Annotated in this window: 6 protein-coding genes and 2 pseudogenes; 4 read left to right on the top strand and 4 right to left on the bottom strand. The window is 63.1% G+C overall.

All coding sequences use genetic code 11. The annotated features are described in order from the left end of the window. Positions 1-681 (bottom strand): glutathione S-transferase family protein (locus I5W_RS06045; RefSeq protein WP_083893473.1); only part of this gene is annotated, 681 nt, incomplete at its 3' end. Between the two features lie 285 nt (positions 682-966). Here I5W_RS06045 and I5W_RS06040 point away from each other — a divergent pair. The 4 genes and pseudogenes from I5W_RS06040 to I5W_RS06025 all read left to right on the top strand — a co-directional run bounded on the left by I5W_RS06040 (position 967) and on the right by I5W_RS06025 (position 9,312). Next, positions 967-2,193 carry a polyhydroxyalkanoate depolymerase gene (locus I5W_RS06040; RefSeq protein ID WP_044528563.1) on the top strand — a complete coding sequence of 409 codons (1,227 nt, stop codon included), beginning with the start codon at positions 967-969 and terminating at the stop codon, positions 2,191-2,193. Between the two features lie 177 nt (positions 2,194-2,370). Beyond that, positions 2,371-5,753: pseudogene (locus tag I5W_RS06035) on the top strand (transglutaminase family protein). Between the two features lie 102 nt (positions 5,754-5,855). Next, positions 5,856-8,357 (top strand): circularly permuted type 2 ATP-grasp protein, encoded by a 2,502-nt coding sequence (locus tag I5W_RS06030; RefSeq protein ID WP_017455229.1) that lies wholly within the window; start codon positions 5,856-5,858, stop codon positions 8,355-8,357. 10 nt (positions 8,358-8,367) lie between these two features. Continuing rightward, positions 8,368-9,312: a transglutaminase family protein gene (locus tag I5W_RS06025; RefSeq protein WP_083893472.1), complete on the top strand. Its 945-nt coding sequence runs from the start codon at positions 8,368-8,370 to the stop codon at positions 9,310-9,312. A gap of 19 nt (positions 9,313-9,331) precedes the next feature. On the opposite strand, the gene I5W_RS06020 is transcribed toward I5W_RS06025, so the two are convergent. The 3 genes and pseudogenes from I5W_RS06020 to I5W_RS06010 form a co-directional block, all read right to left on the bottom strand. Then, positions 9,332-11,383 carry a sodium:solute symporter family protein gene (locus I5W_RS06020; RefSeq protein ID WP_044528562.1) on the bottom strand — a complete coding sequence of 684 codons (2,052 nt, stop codon included), beginning with the start codon at positions 11,381-11,383 and terminating at the stop codon, positions 9,332-9,334. Continuing rightward, complete coding sequence (locus I5W_RS06015; protein ID WP_044528561.1) at positions 11,373-11,657, bottom strand: DUF4212 domain-containing protein; 285 nt, start codon at positions 11,655-11,657, stop codon at positions 11,373-11,375. Before I5W_RS06015 ends, I5W_RS06020 begins: the two co-directional genes overlap by 11 nt. Position 11,658: 1 nt before the next feature. Further along, positions 11,659-12,389, bottom strand: a pseudogene (locus tag I5W_RS06010) (sensor histidine kinase); the annotation flags it as partial.

Raw genomic sequence — 12,389 nt, 5'->3', positions numbered from 1 at the left:
TTTTCCTGCGTAGCGTGGCTGCGCCCTAGAATTCCCGTCCAGTTCGTCGATATCCTCCGGTTCCTTCTTCGCCGCCATGATCCACTGCTGCATCTCCGGCATGGCCATGATGCGCTTGGCATAGGCGGTGCAGATGGGGTCCAGCTTGACGTCATAGGTCATGAAGCGCGTCACCACCGGGGCATACATGGCATCGGCCATGGTGCGCTGTTCGCCGAACAGGAAGGGCCCGCCATACTTGGCCAGGCATTCCTTCCAGATGGTGGTGATGCGCACGATGTCGGCTTCGGCGCGCGACCACACCTTGAAGTTGGGGAAGTGACCCTTGAGATTCATCGGCAGCGCCGCGCGCAGGGCGGAGAAGCCCGAATGCATTTCGCCGCACACCGAGCGGCAATGCGCACGGGCGGCCAGGTCGGCCGGCAGCAGCTTGGCGCCGGGGCGGATTTCATTGAGATATTCGGCAATGGCCAGCGTATCCCATACCAGTACGTTGCCATGGTGCAGGCTCGGTACCAGGATGGAGGAAGACAGCAGCAGGATCTCTGCCCGTGCCGACGGGTCGTCCGGCGGCACGATGTCTTCTTCGAAGGAGAGTCCGGCGAACTTGGCCATGAGCCAGCCGCGCAGGGACCACGAGGAGTAGTTCTTGCTGGTGATGCGCAAAGTCGTCTTAGGCATGTCAGTCCTTTATCTGTTTTGTGCAGGTTGACTTTGGGCACGCTACCGCGTGAGCGGCGGTGTCTTGTTCATCATTTCATCATCTTGCTCCACCCTGTCTGCGCATCAGGGCAGGGACAGGCCGCTGAACCGGCATGTCAGCGTTTTACTTGCAAAGCTTGTGCCAGCTCGCGAGAACCAGAGCAGGGCGCGCCAACCCATCAGTGGCATGACAATTGCATCGATGAGCAGGCGAGCGGCAGTCTAGGAACCCAATAAAGAGACACTCCCGAGGGCGGCCTTTTCATGATCAATACCTATCAGCTCTATCAGAACTACGCCGACGCCACCGATCCGCTGCGGGCCTGTGCCCGCCTGATGGCGCCCCTGCTGGGAACCACCTGGCCCGGCGTGCCGGTCAATCCCTACCTGCGCAAGATGGCCTCGGCCTGCGAGGTGTTTGCCCGCACCCAACTGACCCATGTGCGGCCACCCTTCGGGCTAGGCGAGATGGTCGATGGCGAGCGCACAATTACGGTGCATGAAGAGGAGATCAGCGGCACGCCTTTCTGTGGCCTGCTGCATTTCCGCAAGGAAAATGCCGTCAACCAACCCAAGGTCTTGGTGGTGGCGCCCATGTCGGGCCACTTCGCCACGCTCTTGCGCGGCACCGTCAAGACGCTCCTGCGCGACCATGACGTCTACATCACCGACTGGCGCAATGCGCGTGACATTGCCATAGAGCATGGTCGCTTCGGTCTGGATGAATACGTTTCCCACGTCATCGATTTTCTCGATGTGCTGGGGCCGGGTACGCATCTGCTGGCGGTATGCCAGCCTACGGTGGCCGCCCTGACCGCCGCTGCCGTGATGGCCGAGGCCGATCATCCGGCACAGCCGCGTACCATGACGCTCATGGCCGGGCCGCTCGATACCCGGGTCAATCCGACCGCCGTCAATGCCCTGGCCAAGAGCAAGCCCATGGCCTGGTTCGAGAAGAACATGATCAGCACCGTGCCGGCCCGTCATGTCGGGGGCGGGCGGCGCGTCTATCCGGGCTTCGTGCAGTTGAGCGCCTTCATGAACATGAACCTGAACCGCCACATCGAGGCCTTCCGCAAGCTCTACCATCACCTGGTCGAGGGAGAGGAGGCGCAGGCGGCGCAGATCAAGGATTTCTACGAAGAGTATTTCGCCATGTCCGACCTGCCGGCCGAGTTCTACCTGGAAACGGTGCGCCTGGTGTTCCAGGAACATGCGCTGCCGCTGGGCAAGCTGAGCTATGGGCCGCACCTGGTGAACCCGCGCGCCATCCGCCGCACCGCGCTCTTTACCATCGAAGGCGAGAAGGATGACATCTGCGCCGTCGGCCAGACCGTGGCCGCACAGGAAATGTGCAGCAACATCCGGCCCTACATGCGGATGCACCATGTTCAGACGGCAGTGGGGCATTACGGCGTCTTCAACGGGCGGCGCTGGGAAAATGAAATCTATCCGCGCCTGCGGGATTTCATTAATATGCATCATCGGTGATGCCATTGGCAGTGTGTTTATGATGGAAGAAAACTTAGTTTTCCGGATCGCAAGATTAAGTTTTCACCAGGAAGGTAATAAGGCGTAGAAAAAACAAGGTATGCATGACATTGCTGTCTGCATGTCGCCAACAACCAAGCCCCGCGCTTGATCATTTGCTTTTCGTAAAGGAATTCCATGTCGATCCACGTGGCCCTGAACCATGTCACTTCTTACACCTACGACCGTGCCATCACCTGGGGCCGCAAGTCATCCGCTTGCGTCCCGCCCCGCATAGTCGTACCCGTATCCTGAGCTATTCGCTGCGGGTATCGCCCCAGCCGCATTTCATCAACTGGCAGCAAGACCCGGAATCGAACTACCTGGCGCGCCTGGTGTTCCCGGAAAAGACCACCGAGTTCAAGATCGAGGTGGACCTGGTGGCCGAGATGTCGGTCATCAATCCCTTCGATTTCTTCCTCGAACCGTATGCCGAGCAATTCCCCTTCGAGTACGCCGAGGACTTGCAGAACGAACTGATGCCCTATCGGCAGAAGCTGCCCTTGTCGCCCTTGTTCAAGGAATTCCTCGACAGCATCCCGCGCGAGAAGGTCGGCAGCGCCAACTTCCTGGTGGCGTTGAACCAGAAGCTGGCTGAGCACATCGGCTATACCATCCGCATGGAACCGGGTGTGCAGACACCGGAAGAAACCCTGGAACTGAAGTCCGGTTCCTGCCGCGATTCGTCCTGGTTGCTGGTGCAGTTGCTGCGTCACCTGGGCCTGGCGGCGCGTTTCGTTTCCGGCTATCTGATCCAGTTGACGGCCGACCAGAAGTCGCTCGACGGTCCTTCCGGTCCCGAGGCCGACTTTACCGACCTGCACGCCTGGTGCGAGGTTTACCTGCCCGGTGCTGGCTGGGTCGGGCTGGACCCGACGTCGGGCCTGTTTGCCGGTGAAGGTCATATTCCACTGTCCTGCACCCCCGAGCCCGCCTCGGCTGCGCCGGTCAGTGGCCTGGTCGATCCTTGCGAGGTGGAGTTCGAACACCTGATGTCGGTCAAGCGCATCTGGGAAGCGCCGCGCGTGACCAAGCCCTATACCGAAGAACAATGGGCCGAGATCGAACAACTGGGTCATGCCATCGATGCCGACCTGGCCGCCAATGACGTGCGCCTGACCATGGGCGGCGAGCCCACCTTCGTCTCGCTGGACCATCCCGATGAACCGGAATGGAATACCGCCGCCATGGGCCCGACCAAGAAGCCCCTGGCCGCTGCGCTCTATCACCGTATGCGCAACAAGTACGCGGCCCAGGGCCTGCCGCACTTCGGTCAGGGCAAGTGGTATCCGGGCGAGCAGTTGCCGCGCTGGGCGCTCAATTGCTACTGGCGTCGCGATGGCGAACCGATCTGGCTGAACCCGGCCTTGATCGGTGACGAAACCAAGCCCAATGTGGCGGACAAGATCGTCACCAGCCATTTCCTGCATCGCGTGGCACAGCGCCTGCAGGTCGATGGCAAGAACGTCTTCCCGGCCTATGAAGATGTGTTCTACTACATGTGGCGCGAGCGCCGCTTGCCGGGCAATGTCGATCCCTTCGATTCGCGGGTGGACGACAAACAGGAACGCGAACGCCTCATGCGCGTCTTCACCCAGGGCCTGCAAAGCGCGGTCGGTCACGTGCTGCCGCTGGCACGCCGCGATGATGGGCGTGGCTGGCAGAGTGGGGCCTGGTTCCTGCGCAGCGAGCGCTGCTATCTGTATCCGGGCGACTCGCCGCTGGGCTATCGCCTGCCGCTGGATTCGCTGCCGTGGGTCAAAGAGGGCGAGTACCCGGCCAGCTATCCGGCCGATCCGACCCAGGCGTTCCGGCCGTTGCCCAGCAGCGCCGAGATCCGTCGCCAGTTGGGCAGTCCGCAGGAACCGGCGCGACGCCAGGACGCCTCGGCCAGCATGGCTGCGGCCATCGCTGGCGCCGGCAAGGGCAAGGGCGAGGCCGCCAGTGTGGCCAGTGTGGCCAGCGCAGCCAACACTGCACCGGCCGCCTTCGAATCGGCCAACTGGATCACCCGCACCGCGCTGTGCGCCGAGGTGCGCAATGGCGTGTTCTACCTGTTCATGCCGCCGCTGTCGCAACTGGAACATTATCTGGAACTGGTGGCCGCCATCGAATCGGTGGCTGAGGAACTGAAGCAGCCGGTGCTGCTGGAAGGCTACGAGCCGCCGCACGATCCGCGCCTGCGCAAGTTCAGCGTCACGCCCGACCCTGGCGTGATCGAGGTCAACATCCAGCCGGCCAACAACTGGAGCGAACTGGTCGAGCAGACCACCCACCTGTACGACGCCGCGCGCGCCTCGCGCCTGACCACAGAAAAGTTCATGCTCGATGGTCACCACTCCGGCACCGGGGGCGGTAATCACATGGTCCTGGGCGGCATCACGACCAATGATTCACCTTTCCTGCGCCGCCCCGATCTGCTGCGTAGTCTGATCTCCTACTGGCACAATCACCCTTCGCTGTCCTACCTGTTCTCGGGCATGTTCATCGGCCCGACCTCGCAGGCGCCGCGCATCGATGAAGCGCGCAATGATTCGACGGTGGAAATCGAACTGGCCTTCACCGAAATGGACAAGCAGGTGGCCCGTGGCGATTGCCCGCCCTGGCTGGTGGATCGCCTGTTGCGCAACCTCTTGATCGACGTGACCGGCAACACCCACCGCGCCGAGTTCTGCATCGACAAGATGTATTCGCCCGACAGCGCCACCGGTCGTCTCGGTCTGCTGGAACTGCGCGCCTTCGAGATGCCGCCGCACGCGCGCATGAGCCTGACCCAGCAACTGCTGTTGCGCGGTTTGGTGGCGCGTTTCTGGAAAGAGCCCTACAAGCCGGCGCGCCTGGTGCGCTGGGGCACGGAGCTGCATGACCGCTTCCTGCTGCCGCATTTCATCGAGCAGGACTTCGCCGATGTGATGGCCGACATGAACGAGGCCGGCTATCCCATGCGCGCCGAGTGGTTCGCGCCGCACATGGAATTCCGCTGCCCCAAGATCGGCGACTACGCGGTCAAGGGGATGCAGATCGAATTGCGCACGGCGCTCGAACCCTGGCACGTGCTGGGTGAAGAAAGCACCGGTGGCGGTACCGCGCGCTACGTGGATTCCTCGCTGGAGCGGCTGCAGGTCAAGATCACCGGCATGGCCTCGGACCGCTACGTGCTGACCTGCAATGGTGTTTCGGTGCCGCTGCAAGCTACCGGCACGGTCGGCCAGTTCGTCTCGGGCGTGCGTTACCGGGCCTGGCAACCGCCGTCGGCGCTGCACCCCACCATCCCGGTGGATTCACCGCTGACCTTCGACCTGGTCGATACCTGGAATGGCCGTAGCCTCGGTGGTTGCCAGTATCACGTGGTGCATCCGGGCGGTCGCAACTACGAAACCTTCCCGGTCAATGCCTTCGAGGCCGAGAGCCGTCGCCTGGCGCGTTATTTCCGCATGAACCATACCCCGGGAAAATTGCAGGTCAGCCCGGCGCGTGCGTCTATCGAGTTTCCTTTTACGTTAGACTTACGCTACTTCTAAAACTGAGCCGGGCGCCGTTCCCGGCGCGACACGCAGCCGCTTGCGTGTCGCGCCGCATGGGAAACGTCCCCTGCGCACGCGCAGCCCGGTCGCCAAACACTTATGTCCCAGCGTCTACTGGAAAGCTATCCGGTAGCCAGCGATCGTTACGACGAAATGCTGGCGGCCGACGGCCGCCTGCGCCCGCACTGGCGAACGCTGATTGACCAGCTTGAAAACCTCTCGCCGGAGATGTTGCGCCGGCGCGCCACCGAGGTGCGCGATGCCATCGCTTCGGATGGCGTGACCTACAACGTCTATGCCGACCCCAAGGGCGCCAACCGGCCGTGGGAACTGGATCTGTTGCCGCATCTGGTGTCCTCGGAGGAATGGGATTTCCTGGAGCGCGCCGTGGCCCAGCGTGCGCGCTTGATGAATGGCCTCCTGGCCGATATCTACGGGCCCCAGAGCCTGATCGCCGAAGGCCTGCTGCCGCCTGCGCTGGTGTTCGGCCAGCATGGTTACCTGATGCCCTGTCATGGCTGGCAGCCACCGGGTGGGGTACACCTGCACGCCTATGCGATCGACCTGGCGCGTTCGGCCGATGGCACCTGGTGGGTGGTGTCGGACCGCACGCAAGGTCCGTCCGGCACCGGCTATGCGCTGCAAAATCGCCAGATCATGGCGCGCGCCATGCCCGAGGCCTTGCGCGACATGCACGTGGAGTCACCGCACCGCTACTTCCATACCCTGCGCGCGATGTTGACGCGCCTGGCGCCGGCCCAGGGCGAGGTGCCGCTGATCGTGCTGCTCACGCCCGGCCCCTATAACGAAACCTATTCCGAACACGCCTTCCTGGCCCATACGCTGGGCTTCCCGCTGGTGGAAGGGGTGGACCTGACGGTGCGCAGCGACCAGGTGTTCCTGAAGACCTTGAATGGTCTGCGTCGGGTCCACGCTATTCTGCGCCGCATGGACGACGACTATTGCGATCCGCTGGAGTTGCGCGCCGATTCAGCGCTGGGCGTGCCGGGTCTGACCCAGGCCGCGCGTCTGGGCAATGTGGTCATCGCCAATTCGCTGGGCAGCGGCGTGCTGGAATCGACGGCGCTGCATGGCTTCCTGCCGGCCATCAATGAACGGCTGTATGGCGAGTCACTGCTGTTGCCTTCGGTAGCCTCCTGGTGGTGTGGGGAAAAACCGGCGCTCGACTATACCCTGGCGCACATCGATGAACTGGTGATCGTGCCGGCGTTTTCTTCGATGCGGATGCAGCCGGTATTCGGTCATACGCTCACCGGTGCGGCGCGCCGGCGCCTGATCGAAAGCCTGCAATTGCAACCGCACGCCTATGCCGCCCAGGAATGGGTGCGCCTGTCGCAGGCGCCGGTGATGTCGCGCAGTGGCGACTATCGCTTGATGAACCGCACTATCAGCCTGCGCGTGTTTGCGGTGGCCGATGGCGAAGGCGGTTACCAGGTCATGCCGGGCGGACTCACACGCGTGGCGCCACGTCAGCGGCGCGACGTGGTCTCGATGCAGCAGGGCGGCACCAGCAAGGATGTCTGGGTGCTGCGCGAAGAAGAGCGCCCCGACTGGGTTGGTGCTGAGGAGGGGCAAAATGAAAGAAACGTCACCCTCATCAAGGGCACCGTCGATGTCTCTTCCCACTCGGGCGAGAATCTGTTCTGGATGGGACGTTATTCGGAGCGGGTGAAGAATCTTTCCCGCTTGCTGCGCACCACCTTGCAATACACCATGGATGGCCAGAGCGAGAGTCGCGGCATGTTGGGCAGCGTGTCGTGGATATGTAGCCAGTTGGGGGTGCAGATGCCCAAGTCCGAACCGCGGCCCACCATCACCGGCTTGCAGCAGAGCTTGCAGGCGGCGGTGGTCGATCCCTCGGCGCCGGTGAGCGTCGCCACGCAATTGCGCCAGCTCGCCAATGCCGCCTACCAGGTGCGCGAACACCTGTCGCTGGACAACTGGCACGCCCTGACCAAGATGCCGGCCATGGTGCAGGAACGCATCAACACGCCGGCAGCCGCGCAACAGGTGCTAGGCAATGTGATCGATGCCTGCTCGGGCTTGGCCGGTCATGCGCTGGACGACATGACGCGCGACGCTGGCTGGCAATTCCTGATGGTGGGACGTCATATCGAGCGCATGGCCAATATGGCCACGCTGTTGGACAACTTCTTGCGTCTGCCGCCGCAGCGCCAGACGGCCGCGCTGTCCTGGCTGCTGGAGGCGGCCAGCAGCATCGTCACCTATCGCGTGCGCTACCGGCGCACGCCGGAGTGGCTGCCGGTATTGCACCTGCTGGTGTTCGATGTGAGCAATCCGCATGGCATGGCCTATCAGTTCCGCATGTTGCAGCAGTACATCAACGAGATCGCGCAGCAACTGGGTTTGCTCAGCATGAGCATTCCTACTCACCTGTCGAGCCAGCTGGAGGCGATGAACCTCAACGAGTTCGCCCACGATCATCCCAACGTGGAACAGGCCAATGCCCGCCTGACGCAATTGATGCGCGATGCGGTCAGCGGTGGCTATATGCTTTCCGACGACCTGTCGCGCCACTACTTCACGCCGCTGACCGCACCGGTCAGCCAGGGGGTGTGAGATGAGCCCGATGCCCGAAATGAGCGAGCGCCACGTCTATCGCATCCACCACCAGACCACCTACCAGTATTCGCTGCCGGTGCGGCTGTCGCATCAGGTATTGCACCTGACGCCACGCGAGCTGCCCTGGCAGCACTGCCTGTCGCACACCGTGGATGTGCTGCCCGCGCCGCACCTGGTGCGCAGCTACGAAGACAATTTCGGCAACGTCATCAAGACCTTTTCGCTGGATACCGACCACACCAGCCTGGATGTGCAGGCCGACTCCTGGGTCGCGCTCACCCCGCGCGGTCAGCCGCAGGAAGTCATGCGCTGGGATGAGGCGGTCACGCTGATGGCCTATCACGGCGGCCAACTGATGGCGCCGGGAATGCTGGAAGCCTCCAACTTCCTGTTCGAATCCTCGCACGTGCGCATCAAGCGCGAATTCATCCGTTACGCGGCCGAGTGCTTCGGGCCCGGCATGTCGGTGGTGGAAGGGGTGCGCGAGTTGATGTTGCGCATCCATGAGGAATTCACGTTTGATCCTGCGGCGACCACGGTCTCCACGCCGGTGACCGAGGTGTTCGTCAACCGCCGTGGCGTGTGCCAGGACTTTGCGCACCTGATGCTGTCTTGCCTGCGCTCCATTGGTCTGGCGGCGCGCTACGTCAGTGGCTATCTGCTGACCGAACCGCCACCGGGACAGGAACGTCTGATCGGGGCCGATGCCTCGCACGCCTGGGTGTCGGTGTATTGCCCCGGCGTCGATGGCACGCAGGGGAGCTGGATCGATGCCGATCCCACCAATGGCATCTTCCCCGATACCAGCCATATCACGCTGGGCTGGGGGCGCGATTTCCTCGACATCTCGCCTTTGCGCGGGGTCTTGATCGGCGGTGGCCAGCAGAGTATGCAGGTGGCTGTGACGGTGTTGCCAGGCGAAGAGGCGCGGGGTTTGCAATTGTCGATCTGAAGCCTGCGCCGCGCGCCTGTCAGGGGGTGCGGATGTGGTCGATCAGCGCGACGGTGGCCTCATCCGGTGGCGGCGTCAGCAGGCTGACGATGACCATCGCGGCCATGCCCACCGGCACGCCGAAGATGCCCGCCGAGATCGGCGCGATGTGGAACCACTGTCCTGTCGCACTGCCGCCGAAGGCAGGGTTGGTGTGCAGCATGTAATACACGCACATCAGGAATCCGCAGACGATGCCGGCCACCGCGCCGGGCTGGTTGGCGCGCTTCCAGAACACCCCCAGCACCAGCGCCGGGAAGAGCGTGGAGGCCGCCAATGAAAAGGCCGCGCCGACCATCGAGAGAATGTCGCCTGGCTTGAGCGAGGCCGCATAGGCCGCCAGCAAAGCCACCACCAGCAGCAGCAACTTGGAAATGGTCACGCGCTTTTGCGTCGAGGCGCTGGGGTCCACCACCTTGTAGTAGATGTCGTGCGAGAGCGCGTTGGAGATGGTCAGCAAGAGACCATCGGCGGTGGACAGGGCTGCGGCCAGTCCGCCTGCGGCCACCAGGCCCGAGACGAAATAGGGCAGGCCGGCGATCTCTGGCATGGCCAGTACGATGATGTCCCCATCCATGGAAACCTCGCCCAGTTGCACCACGCCATCACGGTTCAAGTCATTGATCGAGACCAGGGGATTGAGCTTGTCCATGTTGGCCCAGTAATACACCCAGTCCGGCAGGTGGCTGTAGCTGCTGCCCACCAGCGAGGTATAGATGTCGTATTTCACCAGCACCGCCAGGGCTGGCACGGTGAGGTAGATCAGCATGATGAAGAACAGCGTCCAGAACACCGAGCTGCGCGCACCGGCCACGGTGGGCGTGGTGTAGTAGCGCATCAGGATGTGCGGCAGCGCGGCCGTGCCCAGCATCAGGCAAAACACCAGCGCCAGGAAATTATTGCGCTTGATGTCCGAGCTGGACTTGTCGCGCCCGGGGAAGGGCTCGGTCTGCGATACCGGTGGCTGCGCCCGCGCCAGGTTGGCAGCGCGCGCTTCGCTCCATTTGCGCTGGGCCTCTTCGGGCGATTTGGGATAGGCCGCCAGGGCGCGGCTGGCCGCCTTGATCTCGGCCAGCGAGGCGTGGGTGTCACGGCGGACCTGGTCGGCCTGGTTCTGCGCTTCCACCCGGCCGTCGGCCCAGGATTGCGGCAGGTTCTTCAAGCGTTGTGCATAGTCGTCGGCGCGGGTCTGGAAGATCCGGCGCACTTCCTTTTCCTTGGGGTCGTCTTCCAGCTTGTGTTCCAGTGCGGAGAGCTTGGGTAGTACCGCGCCATAGGCCACCGGCGGCAAGGGGACGCTGGCGTGCTTGGCCGAGAGCCAGATCACCGGGATCAGGTAGGCCAGCAGGATGATGATGTATTGCGCCACCTGGGTCCAGGTGATGGCGCGCATCCCGCCCAGGAAGGAGCACACCAGGATGCTGGCCAGGCCGAGGAAGATGCCGATGGAAAAATCGATGCCGGTGAAGCGCGAGGTGATCAGCCCCACGCCATAGATCTGCGCCACCACGTAGGTGAAGGAAATGAGGATGGTGGCGGCCACTGCCAGGATGCGGATCAGGTTGGCGCCCTGGCTGCCGGGCCGGCCCGGATAGCGTGCCGCCAGGAAATCGGCCACCGTGTATTGGCCGAACTTGCGCAGGTAGGGTGCGATCAGCAGCGCCACCAGGCAATAACCCCCGGTCCAGCCGAGGATGTAGGCCAGGCCGTCGAAGCCCTGTAGGTAGAGGCCACCGGCCAGGCTGATGAAGGTGGCCGCCGAGATCCAGTCGGCCGCCGTGGCCATGCCATTGAACAGCGGCGGCACGCGGCGTCCGGCGACATAGTATTCGGGCACGTCGGAGGTGCGGCAGACCACGCCGATGCCGGCATACAGGCCGATGGTGACGAACAGGAACAGATAGCCGATCCACGAGCGCGGCATCCCCTCGCGTTCGAGCAGCGCCAGCACGCACAGGAAGGCGATGAAGCCCAAGGTGTAGAACCCGTAGTAGCGGCACAGGCGCCGGAAGAAATTCTGGTTACTCTCCATGTCCGCTCTCGCCTTGTTCACGCTTGACCAGTTGTTCGATGCGGCGCATCCGGCGCACGTAGATGACCACGATGGCCAGGTAGATCAGCATCATGCCTTGCGCGGCCATGTAGAACGAGACCGGCCAGCCGAACAGGTGCACCCGGTCCAGTTCGCGGGCGAAGTAGATGAAGCAGAACGTGGCTGCGAACCACAGCGCCAGCAGCCAGGCCGTCATGCGCCGGGTGCGGTGCCATTGGTTGCCGGGGTCGATGGGCTGAGGCGCTTGGTCCATGTCAGGTGAGGTCGTCGAAGAAGGGCGTGCGCGGCATCATGCGAAAGCTCACGCGAAATACGCAGCCCGGATAGCGTGCATCGGTGCAGCGCGGATTGTGGGTGATCTCCAGCACGGCGTCGTGCTGTTGCGCGATCTCGCGCACGATGGCCAGGCCCAGGCCGCTGCCGGTGCTAGGCGTGCCGAGGATGCGATAGAAACGTTCGAACACGTTGGCGCGCTCGGCTACTGGAATGCCGGGGCCATTGTCTTCCACTTCCAGGATGGCCAGCCCGCCGCCTTCATCGGTACGGGCGCGCACGGTGACGCGGCCATTGCCATCGTGTGGTGTGTAATGCAGGGCATTATCCAGCAGGTTGGACAATAATTCGCGCAGCATCACCGGGTTGCCAGTGATGAGGATGGGATGGTCGGGCTGCTCGAATCCGAGATCAATGCGCTGGGTAAAGGACATCGGCACCCAGTCCTGCACCACGCTGCGGGCCAGTTCGTTCAGTTCCACCGCGACCATGCCGGATTGCGATTGCTGGTTCTCGGCGCGGGCCAGCGAGAGCAACTGGTTGACCAGGCGCGTGGCGGTTTCCGAACTCTTGGCCAGTTGTTCCAGCGAGCGTCGCACATCGTCCTGGTCGCCCTGGCGCACCGCCAGTTCGGATTGCATCCGCATTCCGGCCAGCGGGGGTTTTCATCTGGTGCGCAGCGTCGGCGATGAAGCGTTTCTGGATCGCGATG

The organism is Herbaspirillum sp. B65, assembly GCF_000333555.1.
In the GTDB taxonomy this organism is placed as follows: Bacteria; Pseudomonadota; Gammaproteobacteria; order Burkholderiales; family Burkholderiaceae_D; genus Herbaspirillum; species Herbaspirillum rubrisubalbicans.
This window is presented reverse-complemented; position numbering and strand designations above follow the sequence as displayed.

What these genes read in the sequence shown, in the direction of transcription:
- I5W_RS06030 (WP_017455229.1), top strand. Translation starts at nt 5,856, where the DNA reads ATGTCCCAGCGTCTACTGGAAAGCTATCCGGTAGCCAGCGATCGTTAC.
- I5W_RS06020 (WP_044528562.1), bottom strand. Translation starts at nt 11,383, where the DNA reads ATGGAGAGTAACCAGAATTTCTTCCGGCGCCTGTGCCGCTACTACGGG.
- I5W_RS06040 (WP_044528563.1), top strand. Translation starts at nt 967, where the DNA reads ATGATCAATACCTATCAGCTCTATCAGAACTACGCCGACGCCACCGAT.
- I5W_RS06025 (WP_083893472.1), top strand. Translation starts at nt 8,368, where the DNA reads ATGCCCGAAATGAGCGAGCGCCACGTCTATCGCATCCACCACCAGACC.
- I5W_RS06015 (WP_044528561.1), bottom strand. Translation starts at nt 11,657, where the DNA reads ATGGACCAAGCGCCTCAGCCCATCGACCCCGGCAACCAATGGCACCGC.